Source organism: Psychrobacter aquaticus CMS 56 (genome assembly GCF_000471625.1).
Classification (GTDB): domain Bacteria; phylum Pseudomonadota; class Gammaproteobacteria; order Pseudomonadales; family Moraxellaceae; genus Psychrobacter; species Psychrobacter aquaticus.
This window is the reverse complement of the sequence record NZ_AUSW01000035.1, coordinates 15,390-42,375: the sequence shown is the minus strand read 5'-3', so window position 1 is coordinate 42,375 and position 26,986 is coordinate 15,390. Positions and strand designations below refer to the sequence as shown.

Annotated in this window: 21 protein-coding genes and 1 tRNA gene; 11 read left to right on the top strand and 11 right to left on the bottom strand. The window is 44.0% G+C overall.

Annotated elements, in window-relative coordinates:
- The first annotated feature begins 93 nt into the window (after positions 1-93).
- Complete coding sequence (locus tag M917_RS11970; RefSeq protein ID WP_021815120.1) at positions 94-1,461, top strand: aminotransferase-like domain-containing protein; 1,368 nt, start codon at positions 94-96, stop codon at positions 1,459-1,461.
- 53 nt (positions 1,462-1,514) lie between these two features.
- Here M917_RS11970 and M917_RS11965 read toward each other — a convergent pair whose 3' ends face one another.
- Positions 1,515-2,420, bottom strand: coding sequence for an alpha/beta fold hydrolase (locus M917_RS11965; RefSeq protein WP_021815119.1), 906 nt, complete (start codon positions 2,418-2,420; stop codon positions 1,515-1,517).
- A 160-nt stretch (positions 2,421-2,580) separates the two neighbouring features.
- Positions 2,581-3,105: a PaaI family thioesterase gene (locus M917_RS11960; protein ID WP_021815118.1), complete on the bottom strand. Its 525-nt coding sequence runs from the start codon at positions 3,103-3,105 to the stop codon at positions 2,581-2,583.
- A 258-nt stretch (positions 3,106-3,363) separates the two neighbouring features.
- On the opposite strand from M917_RS11960, the gene M917_RS11955 reads away from it, so the two are divergent.
- Together M917_RS11955 and map are read left to right on the top strand one after the other, a co-directional pair.
- Positions 3,364-3,582, top strand: a complete 219-nt coding sequence (locus tag M917_RS11955; protein WP_021815117.1) for a ParD-like family protein — start codon at positions 3,364-3,366, stop codon at positions 3,580-3,582.
- On the top strand, positions 3,575-4,348 hold the full coding sequence (gene map, locus M917_RS11950) for a type I methionyl aminopeptidase (RefSeq protein WP_021815116.1): 774 nt from the start codon (positions 3,575-3,577) through the stop codon (positions 4,346-4,348). The genes M917_RS11955 and map overlap by 8 nt, the downstream gene beginning before the upstream one ends.
- Before the next feature lie 113 nt (positions 4,349-4,461).
- Here map and M917_RS11945 read toward each other — a convergent pair whose 3' ends face one another.
- Positions 4,462-5,175: an MBL fold metallo-hydrolase gene (locus M917_RS11945; protein ID WP_264629467.1), complete on the bottom strand. Its 714-nt coding sequence runs from the start codon at positions 5,173-5,175 to the stop codon at positions 4,462-4,464.
- A 286-nt stretch (positions 5,176-5,461) separates the two neighbouring features.
- Positions 5,462-6,010 (bottom strand): cysteine hydrolase family protein, encoded by a 549-nt coding sequence (locus M917_RS11940; RefSeq protein WP_021815114.1) that lies wholly within the window; start codon positions 6,008-6,010, stop codon positions 5,462-5,464.
- Between the two features lie 108 nt (positions 6,011-6,118).
- On the opposite strand from M917_RS11940, the gene M917_RS11935 reads away from it, so the two are divergent.
- Complete coding sequence (locus M917_RS11935; RefSeq protein ID WP_021815113.1) at positions 6,119-7,093, top strand: GlxA family transcriptional regulator; 975 nt, start codon at positions 6,119-6,121, stop codon at positions 7,091-7,093.
- Between the two features lie 205 nt (positions 7,094-7,298).
- On the opposite strand, the gene M917_RS11930 is transcribed toward M917_RS11935, so the two are convergent.
- On the bottom strand, positions 7,299-7,946 hold the full coding sequence (locus tag M917_RS11930; RefSeq protein ID WP_040642795.1) for a glutathione S-transferase: 648 nt from the start codon (positions 7,944-7,946) through the stop codon (positions 7,299-7,301).
- An 86-nt stretch (positions 7,947-8,032) separates the two neighbouring features.
- Positions 8,033-8,731 carry a VIT1/CCC1 transporter family protein gene (locus M917_RS11925; protein WP_021815111.1) on the bottom strand — a complete coding sequence of 233 codons (699 nt, stop codon included), beginning with the start codon at positions 8,729-8,731 and terminating at the stop codon, positions 8,033-8,035.
- A gap of 389 nt (positions 8,732-9,120) precedes the next feature.
- On the opposite strand from M917_RS11925, the gene M917_RS11920 reads away from it, so the two are divergent.
- From M917_RS11920 to M917_RS11910, 3 genes are all read left to right on the top strand, one after another.
- On the top strand, positions 9,121-10,287 hold the full coding sequence (locus tag M917_RS11920) for a siderophore-interacting protein (protein WP_021815110.1): 1,167 nt from the start codon (positions 9,121-9,123) through the stop codon (positions 10,285-10,287).
- A 303-nt stretch (positions 10,288-10,590) separates the two neighbouring features.
- Positions 10,591-12,879 (top strand): TonB-dependent receptor, encoded by a 2,289-nt coding sequence (locus M917_RS11915; RefSeq protein ID WP_021815108.1) that lies wholly within the window; start codon positions 10,591-10,593, stop codon positions 12,877-12,879.
- Positions 12,880-13,037: 158 nt separating this feature from the next.
- The gene (locus M917_RS11910; RefSeq protein WP_021815107.1) at positions 13,038-14,750 is read left to right on the top strand and encodes a multidrug ABC transporter permease/ATP-binding protein; all 1,713 of its coding nucleotides are present in this window, start codon (positions 13,038-13,040) and stop codon (positions 14,748-14,750) included.
- 102 nt (positions 14,751-14,852) lie between these two features.
- On the opposite strand, the gene M917_RS11905 is transcribed toward M917_RS11910, so the two are convergent.
- The gene (locus M917_RS11905) at positions 14,853-16,349 is read right to left on the bottom strand and encodes a PepSY-associated TM helix domain-containing protein (RefSeq protein ID WP_021815106.1); all 1,497 of its coding nucleotides are present in this window, start codon (positions 16,347-16,349) and stop codon (positions 14,853-14,855) included.
- Between the two features lie 639 nt (positions 16,350-16,988).
- Here M917_RS11905 and M917_RS11900 point away from each other — a divergent pair.
- Complete coding sequence (locus M917_RS11900; protein ID WP_021815104.1) at positions 16,989-19,169, top strand: TonB-dependent siderophore receptor; 2,181 nt, start codon at positions 16,989-16,991, stop codon at positions 19,167-19,169.
- Between the two features lie 106 nt (positions 19,170-19,275).
- Positions 19,276-20,019 (top strand): siderophore-interacting protein, encoded by a 744-nt coding sequence (locus M917_RS11895; protein ID WP_021815103.1) that lies wholly within the window; start codon positions 19,276-19,278, stop codon positions 20,017-20,019.
- 27 nt (positions 20,020-20,046) lie between these two features.
- On the opposite strand, the gene M917_RS11890 is transcribed toward M917_RS11895, so the two are convergent.
- Both M917_RS11890 and M917_RS11885 read right to left on the bottom strand, forming a co-directional pair.
- A complete protein-coding gene (locus M917_RS11890) occupies positions 20,047-20,718 on the bottom strand; it encodes a cupin domain-containing protein (RefSeq protein WP_021815102.1) in 672 nt (223 codons plus the stop codon).
- A gap of 116 nt (positions 20,719-20,834) precedes the next feature.
- A complete protein-coding gene (locus M917_RS11885) occupies positions 20,835-21,698 on the bottom strand; it encodes a universal stress protein (protein WP_021815101.1) in 864 nt (287 codons plus the stop codon).
- A 265-nt stretch (positions 21,699-21,963) separates the two neighbouring features.
- Here M917_RS11885 and M917_RS11880 point away from each other — a divergent pair, with 265 nt between their 5' ends.
- The gene (locus M917_RS11880; protein ID WP_021815100.1) at positions 21,964-22,497 is read left to right on the top strand and encodes a DUF2058 domain-containing protein; all 534 of its coding nucleotides are present in this window, start codon (positions 21,964-21,966) and stop codon (positions 22,495-22,497) included.
- Between the two features lie 104 nt (positions 22,498-22,601).
- Here M917_RS11880 and M917_RS11875 read toward each other — a convergent pair whose 3' ends face one another.
- Both M917_RS11875 and M917_RS11870 read right to left on the bottom strand, forming a co-directional pair.
- A complete protein-coding gene (locus M917_RS11875; RefSeq protein WP_021815099.1) occupies positions 22,602-24,392 on the bottom strand; it encodes a potassium/proton antiporter in 1,791 nt (596 codons plus the stop codon).
- 358 nt (positions 24,393-24,750) lie between these two features.
- On the bottom strand, positions 24,751-26,421 hold the full coding sequence (locus M917_RS11870) for an alpha-keto acid decarboxylase family protein (protein ID WP_021815098.1): 1,671 nt from the start codon (positions 26,419-26,421) through the stop codon (positions 24,751-24,753).
- A gap of 261 nt (positions 26,422-26,682) precedes the next feature.
- Here M917_RS11870 and M917_RS11865 point away from each other — a divergent pair.
- Positions 26,683-26,757 (top strand) — tRNA-Gly (locus tag M917_RS11865).
- The last annotated feature ends 229 nt before the right edge of the window (positions 26,758-26,986 follow it).

The window sequence follows — 26,986 nt, the reverse complement described above, 5'->3', positions numbered from 1 at the left end:
TTTAGTGCGATAATGTTTGATAATAGACTCGCTATAAATAGCTACAATCAGTGCTAAAAAAATACTTTTGAAATAGCACTTTGCTGAGATGAAATGACAAAAATCGAAACGGTAATAGCGGATGTTAAGGCAAAGATAGCCACGGTCACTTATATGCCGGGGACTCGCCTACCGTCTGTTCGAGCGACAGCCAAACGCTATGGATTTTCACCATCCACTGTCGTTGAGGCATATGAGCGACTACAAACAGATGGCATCATATCCTCCCGTCCTGGTGCAGGCTTCTATGTATCTGACGTAACAGCACCATTATCTTTAGCAGACATGGGGCCAAATCTTGATCGAGCTGTAGATCCACTATGGGTATCCAGACAATCTCTTGAAACGTCAAGTGATGCGTTAAAACCGGGCTGTGGTTGGTTACCACCCGATTGGTTATATGCCGAGGGTATGCGCCGTGGCCTGCGAAGTGTGGCAAAAGCAGATGTCAAGGTGATAAGTGAGTATGCCATGCCCCTAGGGTTACTAGCATTACGCCAATTATTGACACGGCGTATGTCAGGCTTAGGCATTGAGGCAGAGCCCTCACAAGTCATATTGACGGAATCCGGCACGCAGTCCATAGACTTGATTTTTCGCTTTTTATTGACGCCCGGTGATACTGTGGTTGTGGATGATCCCTGCTATTTTAACTTCCATGCTTTATTACGCGCCCATCGAGTCAAGGTAGTCGGCGTGCCGTATACACCAGATGGTCCAAATGTGACCGCATTTGCAACGATCTTGGATGAGCATAAGCCACGCCTTTATATTACTAACGCAGCCATACACAATCCCACAGGTGCTACGCTATCGCCAGCGACCGCATATCGTGTATTACAATTGGCACAGGCCGCTGGCTTATATATTATTGAAGACGACATCTTTGCAGATTTTGAATCTACACCAGCACCCAGATTGGCGGCATTGGACGGCTTATCACAAGTGTTTTATATTGGCAGTTTCTCCAAAACCTTATCAGCCTCCTTGCGCTGTGGCTATATTGCCGCGCCTAGCGAATGGGTAGAGAGCTTATTGGATTTAAAAATAGCCACAGGCTTTGGGGGTGGCCAATTAGCAGCAGCGGTAGTGCTGTCTGCATTGACGGATAGTGGCTACCGTAAGCATATGAGTGCGATCCATACCCGCTTGGCAAATGCCCGTGCTCAAACCATACCGCGATTGGCCAAACTGGGTATCGAGCCTTGGTTATTACCCCAAGCAGGCATGTTTCTTTGGTGCAAACTGCCTGATAACAATAGTGCGGCGACACTGGCAAACCGCTGCTTATCACAGGGTGTTGTTCTAGCACCGGGTAATACGTTTAGCCAATCACAAAGTGCGGAGAGTTATATACGCTTCAATGTAGCCCAAGCAAATGATGCAAGGATATTTGAGGTATTGGCTCAGGCGTTGGCTTAAAAGTTGTGAGGTAAAAGATGAGCGGTCAATATCCAAAGATGCATTAAGCACCGCTACGATATATTACCCATATTGTCGTTGAATTTTTCAATAATGATATTGGCACATGGTTCAGGCGCTTCCATTGGCAAAAGATGTCCATTGTCAGATAGCTCGATAACGTGCGTCGTTGGGACAAGACTTTTCCAGATTTTACGGACTTTATTGCTAATAAAAATGGAGGGTTTACCCATAATAATGGTATACGGAAAATCCATGCTATTGAGTTTTTTTAAGGCATCATTGACGAAAGGCGTGTCAAAGTAGCTTGCCAACTCTTGCTTGGGCGCAAATAACAGGCTATACCCCGCTTCCTCATTTTGAATGAGGCTGTTTTTCGCAAAGATATAAAGATTATCATCGCCAATGCGTTTGAACGCACGATGTGCCCGCAGATATTCGTAGTACGCCTCAATACTCTGCCAGTCCGCTTGCTTAGCAAGCGTACTTTTAAAAGGCTCTTGACTGATCTTTATTTTGTCAGGAAGCAAATCAGTAATGAGTTTTTGCGATTTGGTAAATGTCACCGGCTCTATCAAATATAATTGCGAAAACAATTCTGGTCGTTTCGCGGCAGCAATGGCCGTTGCCGTCGCGCCTTGAGAGTGACCGATACCCACTACAGGCTTGTCTTGTGTTTTCTCCAAAAAATCAATCAGTGCGTCAGCATCTTGCTCACGAGTCAGCTTTTTCATAGAAGGTAAATCTTGCCAATATCCACGCATGGCTAGACTGCTCAGATTGAATCGCTCACTGAGTTTGGTCAATAGCGGTATATAAACACCCGTCGCAAATCCATTACCGCCATAAAAATGCGCAGGTGTCGCCTCAGTGTCAGTATTATTTTCAATCAAGTCAGAGAGATCGTAATATCTGGCATTTTTGCCATCTAGAGTCATCGTACGTTCGAATGTTTGCATAGCACAGGTCTTATTATTATTGATGAATAGGCGAAGCCGTTTTAAGTGGTAAAGTATTCATGAAATGCCAAGGTAAGAATGTAATTACAACAATACGATTATAAACCTTGGCACACTAATAAGCAATACTCGACCACCTCTCTCATTTGGCGCTACTCTACTAGACGTCAAATATTAAACAAGTCGTGGTGGCATGTGCGTATAGTTTGCCATCAGGCCCTACAATCCGTCCTTCAGCAGTAGCCGTTTGACGGCCCGTATGAATGACGGTGCCTTCAGCGCGCACAAGTGGTGTTGCATCGCTCAAAGCTCGTATCATATTTACCTTGATCTCTAGGGTGGTATAAGCTTTACCCGCTGGTAAGGTGGAATGAATGGCGCACGCGACAGCGGAGTCTAAAAGCGTACAAAACCAACCACCGTGGACACTGCCTAAAGGATTGTAATGTTGCTGACCCGGTCGACCTTGAAAAATGGCAGTGCCAGACTCAATGCGAATAGGCATAAAATCAAGCGTCACGCCAATAGGCGGCTGCGGCAACTCGCCTGCAAACATCGCTTTAAACATCTCCATACCACTCACACCAGCCAACTCCGCAGGCGGGGTAACGCCAGCAGCTCCTAGGGTTTCCTGTACTTGTAATGCCTCTGCTTCCCAAGTGGCGATCACATTTTCTATATCCATCTTACTGTCCTTGTGCATTAGAAGTGTGCCTTGTCCCAGCATTGCGCGCTATCAACTGGTTAAGCAATGACTATTTAGATAACGATAACCCATTTTTATGACGTGATTATTCATCAAAACCTGCTTAGAAATATAGCATAAAAGAAATCGGCAACTACTTATAAGTCAAGATTATTACTCACTCGTTCAAAAATCTGCTTGAAATTTTGTTATATTAATATATGATTCGTGTACGTTTCATATATTGAAGGTATTCCGATGGGCATTGTAAAAATTGATGACAAGCTACATGAAGAGATTCGTAAGGCAAGTACGGTAATGGTGCGCTCTATTAACGCACAAGCTGAGTATTGGATGAAAATAGGCATGCTTGCTGAGGCAAATCCTACTATGACTTATAGCCAAATTATTAATGAGCAGATGAAAAAGGCTGATGTCAAAAATACTCTTGAGATAGGGAATCTTATCGATGGCTGAAATCACGCTAAAAACGCTAGAAGAACTCAAGGTAATGCGCGAGTCTGGACGACTACTCGCCTCTGTTTTTAATTATCTTGACAAAAATATCACCATCGGTACCTCTACGATGGAAATCAACGATCTTGCTGAGCGTTATATCGTCGACCAATTAGGCGCGCGTCCAGCGAGCAAAGGTCAATATGGTTATGAGTATGCGCTCAACACGTCAGTCAATAATGTGGTCTGTCATGGCATTCCCTCAGACAGTCAAATACTCAAATCAGGCGATATTGTGAATGTGGATATCACCTTAGAGCAAGGCGGCTTCATTGCAGATTCGAGCAAGATGTACACGATTGGTGAGGTACTACCGCTCGCCAAACGCTTGGTGGATAAGACCTATGAGGTCATGTGGGAAGGCATACGCGTGGTAAAACCGGGAGCGACACTCGGTGATGTTGGGCATGCCATTCAAAGCTATGCTGAAAAGAATGGCTACTCTATCGTACGAGAGTATTGTGGTCACGGGATTGGACGTGAGATACATGAAGCGCCAGAAGTGCTGCATTACGGGCATCAGGGGAAAGGTTTAATGCTAAAAGAAGGCATGACATTCACGATTGAACCAATGATCAATCAAGGTAAAGCCAAAGTCAAAACAAAAAATGATGGCTGGACAGTCGTCACCAGTGATAAAAAACTGTCTGCCCAGTGGGAGCATACGATTGCGGTCACATCAGATGGTTATGAGGTGCTGACACTTCGAGAAGACGAAAGTGTGTAAAGAATGATTCATATAGACAATTAGATTATAGATCCCTTGCAAAAGCGCCCTCTCTCGGCTTCGCAATGAGGAGGTTTAGCAATGGCCTATACAAGAGATCTACTTATTGATTGTTAAAATTTATAGACCTGACCATCATTAGGGACGAGGCTGCGTTGCTTGTCTAAGTGCTTTTCTTCTATAAAACGACGTAGCTCTGCTTTTGTTAGCGTTGCATGATTGACCGTATCCATGTGTACGCTAATTATTTGAGCATTAGGAGAGAATTTATACGCACGGTATACATCCTCTTTACCCATGATAATAGAGTCATCAAAAGAAGTCAGCTTCGCATAGCCTGCATTAAGGACGACCGCATCAGGCTTGTAGCGAGTGAGTGCACCTTCTACTTCTTTATCCCAAATCGTATCACCTGCGACATAGACTGTTTTGTAGTTTGGTTTTTGGAACACAAGTCCCATCGTTTTGCCAAGTGACTGAGCAAGTGCTGGAACCTTGTACATCTCATCAGTACCATGCTGTCCGATGGTTTTATTGATTCTAGTGCCTTTAAACACAACCCCTTGCTCTGTCAGTACTCTGACATCGGTGAAACCATCTTTACGTACGATTGCCGCATCGGCTGCATCTTGGGTGAAAATTGGCATATTACGAGGCACGAGGTTACGTGCGGCATCATCCCAATGGTCCGCATGTAAATGCGTCAAGATAATGGCATCTGCTTTAAGCACTTCTGCAACAGACATCGGTAAATCTACCATTGGATAGCGAATCTCGCTATTTACAGTATCTGCAAATCCTGGGTAGGCATTTTTTGGTGCTAACATAGGGTCTACTAAAAAAGTAGTGCCAGCATAATCGAGCATAATCGAGCATAATCGTGGCGTTGCGGACTTGCTGAAAGGTAACGGTATTGGTGGCGCTCGCTTTGTCAGCGGTAAGGTCAATAGTTGGACTTGCAAAAGTGGTGCAGGCCGTTAAAAATAAAGCGCTGCTTAACAGCGTGGTACTGGTCAGTAATTTTGCTATCTTCATAATCTTTACCTTATCGACGAGAATCTTATTGAGGAATCTGTTTGACGACTTAATAATGGTTTAATTAAATACTTAGGGTTAAAGTGCAATCCACGTTTGTGTATCAACTACTTCGCCATATAGAAACTCAATCGCTGCCATGATAGTGGCGTGAGCCTGCGCTGCGGGTACCGTCGTCCCATTAAATTCAAGATCAAGCGTGGCACAGGCATCATGAACCGTGGTCGTGGTATAACCAAAGTCCACTGCCGCACGAACGGTGGCATCCACGCACATGTGACTCATAGCACCAATCACGGTAACCTCTTTGATGCCTTCTTTATCGAGCAACTCTTTAAGAGCAGTCTCACGGAATGAATTGGAGTAATGCTTTGTGATGACAGTCTCACCCTCTATCGGTTTTACCTTCTCATTGATCTCTACACCATCGGTATTAGGTGTAAATATCGGTGCGTCAGTAGATGGCATTTCATGACGGATATGAATGACGGTATGGCCTTTTTGTCTAGCAGACGCAATAACCAAAGCAGCATTATCAGCGGCTTCATTAATACCAACGAGTGCGAGTTCACCTTGTGGAAAATACTCATTTTGAATGTCGACAACGATCAGTGCTTGTTTGTTCATGATAATGCCTCTTTGTTTATGAGAGTGACTATATAGGCGTATATTTTACAAGCACCGTGCTACACTAACGAGTGGCCACATCGACACATTAGAGGCTAATAACGACATATGAATCAAAAAAATGTGATTGAAATTGGGTTGGTTGTTTATAAGAAAGCACAAATGGCCGCCGTCCTTGGGCTGACTGATTTACTGATGGTGGCCAGTAAACTCGCCGCCAAACGTCAAGACACAACCGATGTGCCTTTACAAGTGAGTCACTGGGAGATTAAAGATACTAATCTGCTGCCTACCTGCACTTTTGCTAGTAATCCTGATAGTGTAGGAAAATTAGCGGCTATCATTATCCCGCCAACGTTAGAGGCGCCTATTGCAAAGCAAGCAGCAGCGCCTTGGCTAGAATGGCTGAGAGATCAGCATTCAGCAGGTGTGATAATGTCATCCGTATGCGCGGGTGCTTTTTTACTGGGTGAGACGGGACTACTATCCAAGCGCAAGGCAACCACACATTGGGGTTATGTAGAGCAGTTCGAAAAGCGTTTCCCTGATATCGATCTTGATGTGGATCGCATTATTATCGAAGACGGTGATATTGTGACTGCTGGTGGTGCCATGGCTTGGACGGATTTGGGGCTTAGGATGGTTGATCGGTTTCTTGGCTCACAAGTGATGAACGAGACCGCTCGTGCGTTATTGATTGATCCCTCAAGACGCGAGCAATGCTATTACAGTGCGTTTTCACCGGTATTAACACATGGTGATGCAGCCATACTAAAGGTGCAGCATTGGCTGCAAAAAACAGAAGCGCAGGATATTGATTTGTCCACACTAGCCAATTGTGCGCAGTTAGAAGAACGTACTTTTCTGCGGCGTTTCCATAAAGCCACAGGCATGACATCAACGGAATACTGTCAAAGATTACGCATCGGAGAAGCAAAAGATTTTCTACAGTTCTCTATGCTGGCAGTTGAGCAAATTGCGTGGAAGGTAGGTTATAGTGATGTCAGCGCGTTTCGTAAAATATTTAAGCGCATTGTTGGGTTGACACCGAGCGAGTATCGGCGGAGATTTAATACGAATTAAAAAATGGCATCTGCATTGCATCTGTAATCTACCCCAAATGAGACCAACTCCATTACAGTCAAGACTTTAGTGGCATAATTAAATTGGACAGTGTTTAAGAGGCTATGGTCAGTATTTAACACGGCTCAATTTTCGGTGTATTCACAATGTGAGTATGCCGTTTTTTTCAACAGCATTGTCAATCTACCTAAGAACCGACACAGCGTTAAGAAGGGAAAATCACACTCTCATCGCCTTCTTGCCATGGCTGGAACTTAGTCATGGCCTGTATAAACAATGCATGTGCGAGCCAACATTTTAGCCACTGTTGCAGTTTTGGATACGGTAAACTATAAAAAACATCACGATCCACATGAGCGAACTGGCGAACGAAAGGCATGATACTAATATCGGCAATGGTCACGCTGTCTCCCAATAGATAAATATTTTTATTCAGCAACTCCTCCAAAACCTGCAAAAACACTTCGCCTCGCTGTCGATACTCTGTCTGCGTCATCTCTAAATGACGATCGGCATATTTATAACGATCAAGCCAATGTTTAAACTCATTGTCATTTTGCTCAATCAAAGCATTGGCCTGAGATAGAACCTCTTCATCCAGCAGTCCCTGCGGATCTTGCTGCTCAAGCGCCCACATCATTATCTCTATACTCTCTTCAATCACTGACCCATCCAAAAGCTGTAAAACTGGTACAGTACCTTTCGGACTAATCGCTAACATTTGCTCTGGCTTATTCTTTAACGTGATCTCCCGTAGCTCCACTGGCAACTCAGCAAATAGGAGACCGAGACGAGCACGCATGGCATAGGGACAGCGACGAAAAGAGTACAGAAGATGAAGCGGTGAAGTCATGGTTGTTTCCGAATTTAATTGAGGTTAAGTGCGACAAAAAATTTATCCCAGCACGACTGCATTTTTAATTAGAAATGAATTTACATTTAAACTGCCACGCCAAACAAATGACCTATCAACGAAGTTGCAAGCATGGCGAGCACACCCCAAACCACTACTCTCGTCGTCGCAGGAACAACAGGCGCACCGCCCAAGCGAGCAGAGACTATCCCCAGCAACATTAAACCCACTATCGTCAAGGATCCCAGTGACCAGACCAGCGTTTCCGCTGGCAATAGTAATATCCCGATAATCGGTAGTATCGCCCCAGCCACAAATGATAGCCCCGAAGCAACTGATGCATGAATGGGCTTCGCTTGGCTAAGATCCGTTAAGCCTATCTCATCACGAGCATGCGCCTCAAGTGCATTGTGCTCAGTCAAGCTCACAGCAACTTGATGTGCCAAATCATGCTCCAGCCCTCGCGCCTCATAAATTTTTGTGAGCTCTAGCAGCTCACGCTCAGCATTATGCGTCAGCTCATGCCTCTCTTTATCGAGATCTGCCTTTTCGGTATCCGCTTGTGATGAGACAGAAATATACTCGCCAGCAGCCATCGACAACGCCCCTGCGGTCAACGCGGCCATGCCAGTCAACAGCAATGTCTGACTGCTCGTACTGGCAGCAGCTACCCCAACCAATAGACTGGCTGTCGAAATCAAACCATCATTCGCACCCAGCACTGCTGCCCTCAACCAATGATTGCGATTGCTCAAATGTGCTTCATCATGAATAGAATGATGCATAAAATCCTCAAAAGATATAGACAGAAAATTGACGTATCCTAGTGCTAGTACTGTATTCCTTTTAAATGGAGTCTGCTATAGCATCTTTATATCAATCAACCACCATGCCATGGTTTTTTAGACCACGGATGATGCTTTGACATACATACGGATTAACATAATAAAATTATAGATGGTAATGGTTATCAATAACATCTATAATTTACGCCGTTCTCAACACTTATTAATGCATGTATCTCTATTACGCTTATCAGTCATTGGCTCATTTTTCACCTTTGATTTTTATCTATACTCTTCATTACTTTATTACTTTAAATTTTTAGATACCAGTTACTCAGTGACTTGACAGTGACTCAACGGTTATTTGATTTTGGCTTGGATGAAACTTTATGGCTCAACCGCTTGCTCAGCACCTCAGTAAAATACCGTTAGCCATGGTTGATAAAGACCAATTTATCAACCATGTGAATGAAGAGCATCAAGATGAGCTTGCTATGTTTGTCAATGCATTTACCGACATATCAGTGAGTGAGTATGACGTGACATCGGTAAAAGAAATCTATGCCGATGGTCTATTGCTAGAGGTTGCAACCATTTATTACTCTAAAATTGCGGACGATGCGCATCGAGATCAAAACCTTGTCAGTGACCACATTGCCCAAAAATCCGAAGCCCTCATCAGTCAGTATTTTATTCACTTTATAGCACCTATCAGCGATTCAACCACGCTACAAGAACAATATATAACGTTATTACAAATGTCCGCCCGTAAGCTTGGTAAGCGCACGGTCACACTTCAAGAGCAACGTTTTACCGTGATTGACGGTTATTATGCCAGCCCTAATCTATACCGACTGGTCGTCACCGCACCCGAGCATACTCCACTGAATCATGCAGGATATGCCTATTTGTTTGAGCTGAATCCAACCGTCTTATCGGCCTCAACCGAACCATCAGAAAACCATGCTAAGCCGTTGCAGCGTTATTACACGTTACGAAAAGCATGGCAAGATTCAGACAGCGCCTCTGTCCAAGCGTGGATAGATGTCTATGTTCATGGTGATACGCCAGGCGGTAACTGGGCGCGTTCTCTCAGCCCTGACATGCAAATCAAGAGCATGCGTGAGTATCCCGAAAATACAGAACACCTCACTGACGGTCAATGTTTACTCATCTGTGATGAAACGTCTTTGCCTACCGTGGCTCATTTATTAGAGAATTGGCAAAACCCACTACCGCCCCTTGTTATTGCCATCACAAACGATCCAGAGGATATAAATTATCTACAGGAGCTAAGACTGAGCGACCCATTACGCCATGATGCGCATTTTTTACAAAACAATTTACTACATATAGTTAATACGCCAACGGCCAACCTTGCTGAACAAATATCCGCCCTATTAAATACCTCATTAACAATATTGCCACTCAAAATCGGCAAAGTATGGGGCGCACTTGAAGCCACAGAGGTCAAATCATTAAGAAAACAACTAAAGACAACCTTAGACTTATCGCGTCAGGATATGGTGTTAAAAGTCTATTGGCGCGCGCAATGACCGTTGGTTTTTTACATATAGTTGAAAAACCTTAAAGTTGCGCCAGTGCTGCTGGTATCAATTTTTTGTAGCATCGAGCTGCGCAAGCACAGCAAGCCAGAAAAATTTGCACCAGCAGTACGTGTTGTACCGATATTACTTTTCACCGACTATATTTTGCAAACTATACCCTGAGCAAAGCTGCAATCTGCATGACACTCTGTATTCTTGACAGATAGGTTCACACTTAATGTGGCAATGTTATTGAAATGAAAACAATTATCATTATAATAAGCATTTAAACCAAACATGCTGGAAACATTCATGCAACTGTCTCGCTTATACTCTGCTCTATTTCGCCGTGATGCTTCCACTGTATCTCGTCAGCCACGCTCATTCAAATTCTTGTGCTCATCCTACTTATCCACCTCGGTAGTGATACTTGGGGCAAGCCAAGCGGCATGGGCACAAACAGATATCAATACCGATAACCAATCAGCTGAGCCTAGTGTTGTGCTGGATACTATTGTGGTGACCAGTAGTGCAGATGCGTCAGCGGATGGCCTACCGAGTGCCTACGCAGGCGAGCAAGTCGCAACGGGAAGCCGAGTTGGGCTCTTGGGCAATCAAGATATTATGGATACGCCCTTCTCTACCGTCTCATACACCAATGAATACATCACCAACCAGCAAGCACAAAGTGTGGGCGACCTGCTCAAAAAAGATCCCACTGTGCGTGTTGCCAGAGGCTTTGGTAACTTTCAAGAAGCCTATTTTATGCGCGGCTTTATCACGACCTCCGATGACACCATGTTCAATGGTCTATACGGTATATTACCGAGACAGTATATCGCGACTGAACTGTTCGAGCGTGTGGAAGTGCAGCGCGGCGCCTCTGCTATGCTAAATGGTGCGGCACCCAGCGGTGGTAACGCTGGCGGTACGATTAATCTGCTACCAAAACGCGCTGGTAATGAGCCATTGCGTGAGGTGACTCTCGGTTATGGTCAAGGCGATCAAGGCAAAGTGGCGGTAGATGTTAGTGATCGGTTCGGTGCAGAGGATGCTTTTGGTGTGCGCTTCAATGCCGCTTATCAAGATGGCGACAGCGCAATCGATGACGAATCCTCAACCTTAGGTCTAGCGGCTTTTGGTCTGGACTATAGAGGCGATCAGTATCGACTATCAGCAGACTTAGGTTGGCAGGATAATAAGCTGAAAGAAACTCGTCCTAGTGTCACGCTTGCGGGTGTTGCTGGAGTGCCGAATGCTCCGAAAGGATCAAAAAACTGGGCGCAGCCTTGGACGTATTCAAACGAAGAAGATGTGTTTGGTACGATTAGAGGCGAATATGACTTAAATGATAATATCACTGCTTATGGTGCTTATGGAGCTAGAATTAGCGACGAAGACAACTCTTTAGCGAATCTTACGGTATCTAATACCGATGGCACTGGATCTGTTTATCGCTTTGATAATATCCGAGAAGATAAAGTACAGAGTGCCGAGCTTGGTCTGCGTGGTCAATGGCAAACGGGTACGATTGATCATGACTGGGTAATAGCCGCAGACCTGTATGATCAAGAAGAAAAAGGCGCTTATGCTTTTGATTTTGGTAACCAGCTGGCCACTAATTTATATCGCCCCACTGACTATCGCGATAATAGCTGGTCAGATACCGCCGTTTTCGCTGGTAACGCAGACAATCCAACACTAACGAATGAAAAACAACTGCGAAGCTTTGCGCTGGCAGACACGATATCTATGTTCGATGACAAACTAAAAACTACCTTGGGTGTGCGTCATCAAAACATAGAAACAGCCAGCTATGACCCTAATACTCAAGCGCAAACTGCTAATTATGACGAAAGCAAATGGACACCAAGTGTTGGAATCGTCTATCAACCTAGCATGGACTGGTCTATTTATGGCAACTATATCGAAAGCCTAACTTCAGGATCAAGAGCACCTCTAGAGAATGGCGGTAATCCAGTCACCAATGCAGGACAAGACTTAGCCCCTTATGTCAGTGAGCAAACGGAAGTAGGCGTTAAGTATGACAATGGTACGATTGGCAGTAGCCTAGCTGTATTCCGTATTGATGCAGCACGTGCTTATATTGATGACACCAATACCTTTGCGGCAGATGGTAAAAATCGTCATCAAGGAGCTGAATTATCAGTCTTTGGTAGTCCAAGCGAAAACATGCGCCTAATCGCGGGTGTCAGTTATTTAAGTGCCAAACAAAAAGACACAGGTAATGTCATGTTAGACGGCAATCGAGTCATTGGTTTACCTACACTACAAAGCAACGTCAACCTAGAGTATGATTTAGCAGCAGTCGAAGGATTAACATTGACAGGCGACGTTATCCATACAGGTGCTCGTTATGCGGATAATGCCAACACCTTAAAGGTTGATGGCTATACCACGCTAGACCTTGGTGCTCGCTATAAAACTATGCTGGCAGGACAAGATGTCACATTGAAAGGCATGGTGACGAATGTCACTGGTGAAGATTACTGGCAATCAGTGGGCGGTTATGCAGATGCTGGCTACTTAAATGCAGGTGAACCCACTGCCTTAAAAGTGTCAGCGACTTTCGACTTTTAAGACGCATGGTTTTTAAAACATACAGCTTTTAAAACTCACAGTTTTTAAGACGTACGGTTGAACCATACTTATACGATTTCAATAAAAGGGATTAGGCGCGACCTACTCCCTTTTATGCCATAAAAAATACGTAAAATTCATTCTATTACTGAGTCACTATGTCCTCTCGCGCTACAGCTTCTTTATATCATATGATTTGGGCACACTATCGTCTGCCTTTTCTTAAAGTCATTTTACTTAATTTGGTGAATGCAGCGGTCAGTGTGGGCATCATCGCTTATATCAACCACACCTTTATTAGCCAACCTGTTTTCAACACTTTATCATGGGTAAGTTTGGGCTACTTTGCTGCCTTGGTGGTAATGCTACTGGTCACGACTTTTGTATCGCAGTATGCATTGACACGTTTGGGGCACAAGTTTGTTTATGAGCTTAGAACCAAACTGGTCAAACAAATCATCGATACCAGCGTGCCGCAAATAGATCATTTGGGTAGTGCACGGTTACTCGCCAGCCTGTCCTCAGATATCCAATCCATCACGGTGGCTTTTGTGCGTATGCCAGAGCTGGTACAAGGTATTATCTTATCGGTGGGTGTCGCTCTTTATCTGGGTTGGCTATCGCTGCCATTACTTTTGATTGTCATGTTTTGGATTGCTATGACGATTTGGATCAGTACCATTTTAGTCAAGCATGTTTATGCGCATCTGACAGAACTGCGAGACATTAACGATCTTTTATATCAAGACTATGAATCCATCATAGAAGGCCGCAAGGAGCTAGCCCTCAATCAACACCGCGCTGAAAAGTTATACAAAACCGATTTTTTGACGCATGCCAAATCGTACGAAAATACCGTGGTCAAGTCTGATACGTTTCATTTATCAGCAGTGAATTGGTCAAACATCATGATGTTTGCAGCGATTGGCGTGGTGTTTGCGGTGTCTAATTATCTTGATATACCTATTGCGGTCGCTACTACTTTCTCCTTAACAATTTTGTTCGTACAATCGCCGCTGCTACATGCTGTAGGTGCTTATCCAACCCTACAAACAGCACAAGTGGCGCTAGACAAAATCCAATCTTTAGCACTGGCCGATTATCAAGCAGAATTTGCCACGGATGTTGCGGTAAAAGACTGGCAATCCATTTCTTTGACCGATATTCACTACCGGTACGAAAACAATCACTCTGATACACCTGTCTCAGGGACAAAAAATACAACTCACGCCAACCATATATTAAAAGATGTCAATCTAACCTTAAGACGTGGCGATGTGGTGTTTTTGATAGGTGCGAATGGTAGCGGCAAATCCACCCTTGCAAAAATCATGACGGGGCTTTTTACGCCTACCACGGGTTCTGTACACATAGACAAACAACTGATTGACTCACAGAACAATGCCGATTATCGACAGTTATTTTCTGCCATTTTTAGCGATCAGCATTTGTTTAAACAGCTTATCGGCAGTCATGGCAATGATCCTGATATGACGCTGGTGAACACATGGTTGCACAAGTTAAACCTACAAGACAAAGTCAGTGTGACCGACCATCGTTTGTCTACCGACAAGTTATCGCAAGGACAACGTAAACGATTGGCCATGCTGATTTCCGTAGCGGAACATAAGGACATACTGTTACTGGATGAATGGGCTGCTGACCAAGACCCTGCTTTTCGCAGAGTATTCTATCAAACACTGATTCCCGAGCTCAAAGCCCTAGGCAAAACCCTATTCATCATTAGTCATGATGACAGCTATTTTGAGCATGCAGATCGATTGTTACTCATGAAAGAAGGCAAGCTAATCGAGTTAAACGCTGAAGAACGACAGCGTGCCAGTGCCGATGCAATCTCGATGTTGAAATAATACCAGTGCTAAAAACAAAGCAATGACGATAGCAAAAAAGGGGCATCCATTAGACAGATGCCCCTTCTTACATTCAAAAAAACACTTATTAAATGTACTCTTCTATTTTAACAGTTTCTGTAAAAATCCCACCCGAGATATCAACACAAAATCTAATAATCCAATGACGACAATAGCGATGATGGCGGTTGGGAAGATGACTGCCACTGCCAATAAAACAATAGCAAACGGCCACCATACAGACAATCGCTGACCACGTGCTGGTGGATTTAGGCCGCGGCTTTCATTGATACCACGAGGGCGACGCTGCCACCACATGACATAACCACTCACACAAATGGCAATGACAGACAGACAAAACAAGACATTGGCCAGCACACTCCACCATCCGAGTGTGCCCATATGAATCGCAGCGCCTGCTGCCATAAACTTGCCAAAAGCATTGTAATCATCAAAACGAATATCAGCCAATACGTTACCTGAATAGCGGTCAATATGTACTGTGCGATCAGCCGTTGGGCTGCTCATATCATAGCTCATGGAGTCTTGACTCACTGTCCAAACACCCGTACTGCCTTGTGGTAAATTCAATTGATAACGACCTTCAAGGCCAATTTCACGAGCATATTGGTCTACCATATCAATCATAATAGGTATGTTGGGCGCAATACCATGCTCACCCATGGTCGTTCCTGATACCGGCATCGGCGTCAATTCAAGCACCCAAGGCACTTCTTTGGCTTTGCCCGCATTTAACACACTGCCGTGCGTGGGCATATCAGCGGACGTTGAACCATGAACGTGTGGTGCTGGCGCAGACTCATTCATACCAGCATGATGTTGGCTGTGGTCAATAGACACAGGCATAGGTGCAACGCCCCACTTGCCCGCCGGAAACTGACTCCACGCTTGCACCACTCTCTCGCCCCACACGCCCGCCCATGCCATACCCGAAATACAAAAAAACAGCAGCAACACAGAGATCCAACTACCTAGAGTCGCATGAATGGTACGAAACAATGAGCGTTTTGTCTGACGATTAATATGGTCATCAGGAATCAACATGCTTTTTAGTGACTTGCGTTTTTGCCACCATAAATACCAACCCGTTAAAATCATTAGTATCGTCAATGATGCAGCGGTTTCTAGGAGATAATCCCCAACTTTGCCGAGCAACAAGTCACTGTGAATACTATCAAAAGTGTAATATAAATTATCATTAGTCGGTGTACTGTCAACGACAGCAGCCGTATAAGGATTCACCGCCACCATCGTGTCCTGATCTACGGATTTGACCTGAAACAAAGCCACTGTGTCTGTATCACGAGGCGCGATATATTTGACAAGCGTACTGTCAGGTAAAGCCGTAAGCGCACTTTTGGCTTGGGTAGAAATAGGCGCTGGTACAGTCGATTCTGGAACCACAATGGTTAAGCGATCATGGTCTCGGCCTGCGGTGTTGGACATAAACAACATGCCAAGCGCGGTACACGCTAAAACAATCAAAAAAGGTGCGACAAACATTCCAGCATAAAAATGCCAACGCCATACCGTAAAATAGCGTTGATTTTCAGTGGGTTGACGTGCTTGCCTATTCATAAATTTGACCTTTATAGCCATACCAATCTCAAAAATCAGAGTAGCAAAGAAAACGAGTATGAGTACTACACATGGTAGGCCAAACGATTTTAACGCGGAAAATCGTATTTTTGAGATTGATAGCCGTTTAAGATAAAAACAACATGCCTTGAATAACTTTTAGACCAATAAGCTGCCTATAATAACGATTGCATCATACGAGAAAACCTATTTGAACACCACTCTCAATCACTAGTGATTCTTATGATCTCAAATATTTTTGACCTAATCATATGGTTTTAAACGATATTAATTTTGTCACCTGCATCCGCTACAGTCGATGCTAAATAAAACAGATACATTATATTCCAATGCTGAACGGGTATAAATTTTTCTTGCGTGCTATGCCGTTGCATTGCAGCTCGATGTGGCGAAACTTCTCGTTTAAAGATAAGCATTCCAGTCCCACTGACTCCTTTTTATACTGATCTCACTACATCTCATTATAAAAACCTCATTACTCAGTATTTCTGATCCTTCTCAAAGCTCTCTCACTGTAAGTTTTTAATGATAACAATAATCATTAATGTTATCATTACCTGCATTATTTAACCATCTAGAAATATTGTCTTTAATAATTATTACCCAAAAGGAAACATAATGCGGTCGCCTTTACTGTCCCAATCTATTCACAAAAAACGTCTAACAATTGCAGTGCAAATTGGCCTATTAATGAGCATGAGTCATGTCGCTTATGCGGAAGATACGCCAAACAGTAACGGAAACAATGAGATTGCCACGCCATCGACCACCTTAGATGCGATTACCGTCTATGCGGACGGCTATCGCAGTACCGGCACAAAAACAGCGTTAGATCCCACCGATGCACCAATGAGTTATACCAGAATCGATCAAGAGCTATTACAAAAGCGGCAAGCGGACAGTGTCAATGCCGCACTCCGTTATGAGCCAGGCATCACTGCCGAGAGTCGTGGTACGGTGTCTATTTTTGATGAGTACAATATTCGCGGTTTTAAGACCTACTCTAATTTTTACGATGGGCTCAGATTGCCTTATGATGGTGCTTGGAATCTGATGCCGCAAGTAGACATTTATGCAACTGAAGCGGTAGAAGTATTAAAAGGCCCAGCATCCTCACTCTATGGTTACGCGTCACCCGGTGGTATGGTCAATCAAGTAGCCAAAACGCCAAAAAGTACCCAAGCATCTGAGGTGCAACTTCGACTTGGCAATCAAAACCTAACAGAAATAGCCGTCGATACTACCGGACCCATCACAGACACGCTCAATTATCGTTTTGTGGCTTTAAAGCGCAGAAAAGATGGGCAAATGCAGACCACAGAAGAAGAACGCACCCTGATCAATCCATCACTTGAATGGCAAGCGACAGAGGACGTCTCCGTTTTGGCCAATCTTTTTTATCAAGATGATCCAGAAATGGTGCCTTCGACCCCGCTGCCTGCCGTTGGCACAGTCTATAACGCCAGCTATGGAAAATTGGGCAGCGATGGTTATGCTGGCGACGAGTGGAATCACTTTAGCAAAGAAGTACTTATGCCAAGCGTCACCATCAACTGGGATATCAATGACCAGTTAACGTTCAAACACATATTGCGCTATACCGATGCGAAGGCCAAGCAGCGTAATATGTACAATTCAGAAGGATTGGTCAACGGTAGTGATAAAATCCTAAACCGCGTGGCCTACACCACCGATGAGAGCATGAATAACTGGACCACTGACAATCAGCTTGCTTATCAATTAGATACTGCCAATACCTCACACAATCTATTGTTCGGTGTGGAATATCAAGAGACAAACAGCACCGCGACTTACTATGATGCTGGCGCAGCTGGCACTCCAAATCTTGATTTGTCTAACCCCGATTTTACACAAATTGATACCGACACCCTACCATTAGATGTCTATCACCAAAATGAAGATATCGAACAAAGTCAGCTGGGGTTTTATATACAAGACGAGATGCAGTGGCAGGATTTGACGGTAGTGGTAGGCTTGCGCCATGATAATTTTGACAGTATCACTGAGCAAACTAAGGCTTCTGAAGGTGCTGTTTATAGTGACAAAACAATTGATAACGGCGCCTCAAAAACCAGTGGTCGTCTCGCTGCTATTTATGACTTTGACAATGGGCTATCGCCTTACGCCAGCTATTCACAATCGTTCCAGCCAGTCGTTGGCAGTAATTTTATTACCAACGATCCGTTTGAACCTACCACTGCTGATCAGTTAGAAGCTGGCATCAAATACCTCTCTGCCGACAGAGCCACACAAGGCACGCTAGCGGTATTTGATATCACTCAAAAGAACGTCGTGGTAGCAGATGACATCAACTATAGAAGTCAAACGCAAACTGGTGAAATTGCCTCAACAGGTTTTGAGGTATCTGGCAGTCATATGCTCAATGACTGGGTAGATATCGCTGCAAGCTACAGCTATACCGATGCGGAGATTACAGAAGACGAAATCAATCCCGAGGTAGTCGGTAACACTCCAGCGCAAACTGCCAAGCACAAAGCCACACTATGGGCAGATTATTATGCTACGGATAAACTTACTCTCAACGCAGGTGTTCGCTATCAAAGCGGCATGCAAATTGATAAACAAAACTCAGATGAGCTGCCAAGTGTGACTTTGGTAGATATCGGCGGCAATTATAAAATCAATCCGATGCTCACTGTTGGTGCCAGTATCAACAATCTCTTTGACAAAACTTATGTAGGTGCCTGTTATGACATCAATAACTGCTGGATGGGCCCAGAGCGCCAGATGTCAGTCAGCCTAAAAGCCAATTTTTAATCACTGTAGAACCTTGCCGTTACCAGAGAATGTCAATCGTATAGATTGGCTTTCTCTAAAGTGATAAATTAAGATATTAAACAGCTAAAAGAAGGAAAGATATAAAATGGCAAAACCCAACCCCAGAGTACTTGATGTTATTCGTACGAAATATATCACCCCAAACATGTGCCGCGTCACGCTTGGTGGCGCTGGATTGGCAGATTTTCCAGTCGACCAAGAAAGTGCTTATATCAAACTCATTTTTCCTCAGGGCGAAGAACATCGACCACTGATGCGCACGTATACTATAAGCGTCCAACGTAACGATGAAATCGATGTCGATTTTGCTTTGCATGAGGCTGAAGGTCCTGCCTCGACGTGGGCGCGAAATGCGCAAGTGGGCGACCAAATATTAGTGGGTGGCCCCGGCCCCAAGAAGCTCATCAACAACGATGCCGATTGGTTTTTATTGATCGGCGATATGACTGCCCTACCAGCGATTACCGTCAACCTTGCCCAGCTGCCTAATGACGCACGCGGTTATGCAGTAATAGAAATCACGACTGAGACAGATCGTCAAACCCTCAAAACGCCAGAAAACGTTGAGATTCATTGGGTCATTAATACCACGCCAAATGCTGAAAACTGCCCTTTACTTGAGCGCACTAAAACCCTGACTTGGCTAACAGGAGAGCCAGCAGTTTGGGCAGCTTGCGAATTTCACAGTATGCGTGCCTTACGCCAATACTTTAAAGTAGAGCGTCCGATAGCAAAAACGCATTTATATATTTCAAGCTATTGGAAAGTTGATAACACCGAAGATCAGCACAAAATTGAAAAGCGCAACGATGCAGAAATTGTCGAATAATATGCTATGCACACGTATGATTCTAATTCATACACCGATTGGTTGTATTAAATGACCCGTTTTGAGATATGTCGTTGCGCCTTCTAACCCTGACTTTATCGGTGCATAATCACCTACGGGTAGACGTATCCACCCACCTCGCTTATAAACCTGCTTATCGTCTATCAGCTCGCCTTCTAACACCAGAATTTCTGCACCACCTGTGATGATTTCATCCGTAAATAGTGCCTCACCTGCCGATAGACGTTGTAAGCTCACCTGTTCGATACCATCTGCAAACAGTGGGCAAACATCGCGGTGGTTTTGGCGTTGCCAGTTTGTGTTATCGCAGGTATCAATAGCCACGTGATGAGATTCGTTGGCTGACATCTGCCGTAACTTGACAAAAATGAGCGCGCCCTCATCACTATAAGGTTGATGGCCAGATGCTGGCGGATTGCGCAGATACCAGCCTGCTGGATAATGTTGGTCATCTGCAGAAAAAGTCCCTGACAGCACCAAAATCTCTTCACCATTAGGATGCATATGATGAGGAAAATAAGACTGAGGTGCATAGCGCACAAGGCTGGTGGCGCGTGCTTTTTCTGCGCCAACGCGATCAAACATCACACGCTCCACTCCTTTTTGTGGTGACTTGACCCATTGATGTTGCTCAGGCGTGAGGGATGCGCGGCGCGAGAAGTCTGCGTTAATGAGCATAAAGTATTATCCAAAACTGGTTATGATCGTTTGATTCGGCAGTCGGTTTAGAGATTCATCTTATAACGCTATGGTTTTACTTTATTCTACGGTTTTAAAGTTTATAAACCAAAGGGTTAGCGTACCAAAATCACAGGTGATAACGTGCTGGCGATGATTTCCGTCGTGGTGCTACCCAGAAACAATTGCTGCAACTTAGAATGCCCATATGCACCCACCACCATTATATCGATGCGATTGTCTACTTGAAATTCTAGCAACCCATCAACGGCATCAGCAGCCGATAAGTGATGCGCGTCTACCATAAAGCCAGCAGCCTCTAATTGTGCAGCAGCCGCACTTAAGCTCTGTTTGGCGGTGTCATTATGGTTACCTATCATGACGATATGGCCTTGCATGCCTTTTAATACAGGGCTTCTCGCCACCATCCATGCCGCCTTAATAGCCGTTTTGCTGCCATCAAAAGCAATCATATATGAGAGTGGCTCTTTAAAGGTCTCTGAGCAAATTAACACAGGAACCTCGGAGGCACGCGCAACCGTTTCGATTTGACTACCGATATTAATACGACTGTCTTTATGATCTTCGCCGCGCCGTCCCATAACGATGGCACGGTTTTCTGCTTTAAAGTGATTGATGGCTGGTAGCAATTTGCCGTGACGTTGATAAATATGAATGTCAACATGCTCAAAGTTTTCTCGAATATGACTTTTTGCATCTTGTACTAAGGCGTTGCTATAACTGTTTACAACCTTCGCTCTTTGTTCGTCCAGCTGAGTCAATTCTTCTAACAAAAACTCACGGCTATTGATGCCTATTGCACCTGATAAATCACGTCTGATCGAAGCAGGAACGTCACTAACATGCAATAATCCAACTGGTAAATTCAGCTTGCTGGCATACCATGCTGCATAATCACAAACCGATTCAGTCACTGCCGAGCCGTCAATACAGGCCAAAATGTGCTGTGATGGTGTCATAATTCATCCTTAAATTTGATTGGTTAATCCTATGTCGTTCCTGATGTCTGATCAAGCTATCTCTTAGCCCGAAGCATGTCCTAAATACGATAAAAACAAACGCATCTATTGACTCGATAATAACCAATTTAAGTCGCTTCTTCCAGTAACAGACTCATTATTCTACTCTACCGTTAGTATCGCTATCACAATCACTCAGTATAGTTTGCTACAATGTCTTTTTTAGCATTTACGATGAAAGCATCGTTATTTAGGTGAGAGAATTATGGCAAAGAATGCCCTACAGGCTCAGTTATTAAAAGCGGGATTGGTGGATAGTAAAAAAGCCAATAAAATCAGTAAGCAAGCGCAGCATGCCAAGCGCACTGGCGATTCAGAAAGTATGGAAGCCAAAAAAGCGTTGGCAGAAGCCCAAGCAAAAAAGCTAGAGAAAGATCAAAAGCTTAATCAAGAAAAGCAGCGTGTTTTAGAAGAAAAAATGCTCAAAGCCAACATTGTGCAAATGATTAAGCAGCATCAGATTACCGATACAGATGGCGACGTCAGCTATCAATTCGTCGATAATGCTAAAGTCAAAAAAATTGCAATTACTCAAAAACTCTATGACCAAATTGTCGTCGGTCATGTGGTGATTGCGCGATTGGAAACAGGCTATGCGCTACTCCCTCGCCCGCTGGCAGATCGTATCGATACAAAAATGGGAGGCTTCATGGTTGTGTCTAACGATACCTCAGAAGAGACGTTAGCAGAAGACGATCCTTATGCTGCTTATGTCATTCCAGATGATTTAATGTGGTAATAACTTACCTTTATAATGATCGTTAAATCAGAAACCCTTTATAGCATTGCATGTCTATAAAGGGTTTGTTTTACTTCTTTCATTTAGGATCGACTATATTTACATTATACCGCTACTGGTACGTCTTGATGTTTTAGGCCAATGGTTCTTAACTTGCCTTTCTCATCTACCTCTTTAATAATCAACGACCACTCATCATTTATCTCAACCATATCGCCTGAAACTGGAGCTGTATCTAAGCTACCTGTCACATACTCAGCGACCGTTTGTTCCCACATACTTTTTGAGCCGTCTTCGTCTTTCGACTTCAAATTCTCTACAAGCGAGTCGGATTCCATAATTCCGGTAAAAAACGGCAAATCACCAAGCTTCACACTCGGTGACAGCAGCCAATCACCATAAAAGTCATCGATAACTTTACGGTCGAGCGTCGTGTCATTAAATATCTTGGCGATTTTACTGGCATGGTTGCCGCGCATGGCGTACCAGACGCTATCGCCATATTTTAGCTTGGTATCTTCATCAACCACTACGATCTGTTGAGCACGTACCAACGCAAAAACACTGATTTCGTCAGGGCTGATGCGCCGAGAGATGTCCATTGGATGGCGGCCAATAGCAAACGCACCTGCTTGAACTTCAAACTCATACAAGGTAATACTCGCCTTGTCCGACACCCAAACTTCATTCTCTTCTTTTGGATCTTTATTATTCGGAATGCGTACTTTAAATAGATTGGCCATAAACGGAATGGTCGTTCCTTGCAAAATTAACGACAAGACCACCACACCAAAAGCGATATCGAACAGCATAAAGGCGTTATCTATCCCCGCCATCACTGGCAACATGGCAAGAGTAATCGGCACAGCCCCGCGTAAGCCGACCCAAGAAATAAACCCAATCTCTCTGTCTTTGAATTTAAATGGCTTGACACTGGTATAGACAGCGATAGGACGGGCGACCAAAATCATAAAGGCCGCAATCGCTACAGAATAATGCCAAACATTGATGACGTTCGATGGAGTGACCAATAATCCAAGTACCACAAAGAGCACCGCTTGTGATAACCACGCAAAGCTATCCATCACGCGCATGACATGCTCAGTAGAGCGCACTTTATGATTGCCAATCAGCACACCTGTGAGATAAACGGCCAAAAAGCCACTGCCGCCCAGCAAGTTGGTGGCCGCAAAAACCGCCAAGCCAGCAGACAGTATCAAAATAGCATACATACCCTCTGCCAAATGCAATTTGGGCAATAATCGCGCCAGCAGATAGCCGAAAAGCACGCCCATCCCTAGACCAACACCCAGCTGCTGCAACAGCAAAATTAAAAAACCAAGCGCTGTCTGACCTGCGGGATCAACATTTAACGCAATCAGTCCCGTGACCAATAAAATAGCCAATGGATCGTTGCCACCCGATTCTAATTCGAGTGTGGCTTGGACGCGGTCATTGAGCTTGACGCCACCATTGCGCAATAGCGAAAATACCGCAGCTGCGTCAGTCGAACCTACAATGGCTGCCATCAACAAACCAAAACGCCAATCGACATCGAGCAACCAAGTAACGAACACGCCAAGCACCATTACCGTGACCAATACACCCCAAGTTGCTAGAGTTATTGCTGGTTTCAGACCGACTCGAAACGACTTAAAAGACGTACGCAAACCACCGTCTAACAAGATACAAGCTAAGGCTGCTTGACCGACAAAATTGGCAAGCGCATATTGGGAAAACTCAATACCCAAGATACCCTGTTCGCCTGCCAACATCCCCACCATCAAAAACAATAGTAATAATGGTACGCCCAGTCGCGCTGATAATGTACTTGCCATGATACTGGCAAAAATCAACAATGCCCCTACCAGATACAGGATATTTAAGGTATCCATCTTTTTTAAGCCCTATTTTTATAAGTTATGATACGTTGAGTGATTTTGGTGACGCTAAGGTTATTTTGCGAGCGCTCGGCACAAAAAATATAACAATAAGCAGCCTTAAGCAAAGCGGCAATATGATTTTTAATCTATGTTTAAAAGATCCATGCGCGTTCTAAAATTGGCTTTAAGAATAACATTTACAATCAAATTTAGAGATATTATCTTTAAAAAATCGATGTAAAAGAGACAGCTTATAAAGAATCTTTTTGCTTAATTAACCAAAATCACAAAAATGCTCGAAAAAAAACCCATTCAGTCGTGAAACCAAATGGGGTCTTTTATTTTTGTGATAAAAGCCAATTACCTACTCTTAATCTGCTTTTGGCTTTAATGCAGCAGCGATATCGGCCAGTAATGGTGGAATATCTTGTTTGCCTGCTATCACTTCTATCAGCACCATTTTATCTGTGGTATCAGCGGCTTTTAGCAAGGCTGCTTTTAACTCGCCAGCAGTTTCAACCTTGAGCAGCAACGTATTGTCATCGTTGCCACCAAACGCTTTTGGCATCGACTGCCAATCACATTTAGGAATATCATTGTAGCGTTGGTTTTCACCATGAATCGCCCGCTCAACGGTATAGCCATCATTATTAACAAGGACAATGACAGGGTTGATGCGCTCTTGGAACATTACGGCCAATTCTTGAATGGTCAACAAGGCTGAGCCATCGCCAATCAGTAACACACTCCGCTTGTGTGGCGATGCAATGGCCGCACCCAAACTGGCAGGCAAAGTATAGCCGATTGAACCCCACATCGGCTGTCCGTAGCAGGTCACGCCTTCTGGCAGGCGGACATCACTGATACCAAAATAGGCCGTCCCTTGCTCAGCAAATACCAAATTATTATGGTCTAAGCGATCCGCAATAATATGCCAAAGGTCATCCTGTCTGATCGCTTCATCATCTTTGCCGTTTTGCTCGTGCGGCTTCACTTCTTTGCAGAATTGTTTAGGTACGATCTTAATGCCTGAGGTCAGTACTTCGTGTAAGGTTTGCAAGGCATCTTTTAGAGAAATCGGTGCAAAGTTCTGACCGCTGATAGACGCACGCTCATAATGCAAATCAACCACGACATCGTCATCGATATCTTGGCTAAAACCTGCGGTCGTGGTATCGGTATATTGCACGCCAATTTTTATCAAGCATTCGCAGTTTTCTACCGCGTCTTTGACGATTGGACGTGACGCCACACCAGCATAAGTCCCTGCCCAGCGCTCACTGTTTTCATCGAGTAACGTTTTGCCCCATGACAGCGTTGTATAAGGAATTTCAGTATCGGCAATGAGTGATTTTAGCTGATTTTGTAGCCCCAAACGATGCACCATTAAATCTGCCATTAAAGTCGTGGTTTTGTTTGGCAAAAATTCGATCAGCGCCTGTTTAAAATCGGCTAAAGCGGCTTGGCTGGTGATATTTTCTTCACTATCAATCAGTTTGGTAGACGGCGGATAAATGGGCTGTCGTGCCACATCAGGTGATAACATCAAGTAACCAGGGCGGTGTTTTTTGAGAATTAAGCGAATCACTCTATCAATTTCTGATGCGGCATTTTCCGGTGTGATTTGTGCACGAGCAACAGTCACAGGCTCGACCATTTTTATAAAATGATTGAATACGCCATCACCCAATGAATGATGGATTCGACGTTTGGCATCTTGTAGTGCGGTACTGGGTGCGCCTACGATATGCAATACTGGCGCATACTCAGCAAAAGAGCCTGCCGTCGCATTGATTGCTGATAGCTCGCCTACCCCAAAAGTCGTCACCATCGCTGCGAACCCGCGCTCGCGCGCATAACCGTCTGCTGCGTATCCTGCATTTAACTCATTGGTGTTACCTACCCAGCGTAATTTGTCAGAGGCAATAATATTATCTAAAAAAGACAAATTAAAATCGCCAGGCACGCCAAATATTTCAGAGGCGCCTGCTTCTGCGACACGATCAAACAAGTAATCGGCGATGGTATATTGTTGACTCATTTTTTATCCTTGTAACTTATCTTTGTAAGTATTGAAAATTGTGAATGTGATTAAGGTTAAATTATAAAGTGCATCCCTGCTTATTTATGTAATACAAATATTTTGGAATACATATCATAATAAACCGTTATAACATAAATTCATGGCTAGAAGACATGCCTATTTTATTAACTTTATTTTTTTTCATCATGAGTGTTGACACACCAAAAAAACTGCGTATAATACGCCTTCATCATCTGATGTTACTTAAATGATGATTCAGCGGGAATAGCTCAGTGGTAGAGCATAACCTTGCCAAGGTTGGGGTCGAGAGTTCGAATCTCTTTTCCCGCTCCAAATACTTAAAAAGCCTCACTTAACAGTGAGGCTTTTTTTTTGTCCAATTTTCGGGGTTTGTAGAAGATTTATCGAAATATCTTTTTGAATATAGTTAAGTTTATCTACTCAGTCAAAAAGCTCGTTTTCGGTGTGGTGCCCATTTGATGCCCAAACTGTGCCCTGCCCTAAAACCTCACACACATAACTGACCACAACTTAGCTATTTTTCGCTAAAAAACCATCATGA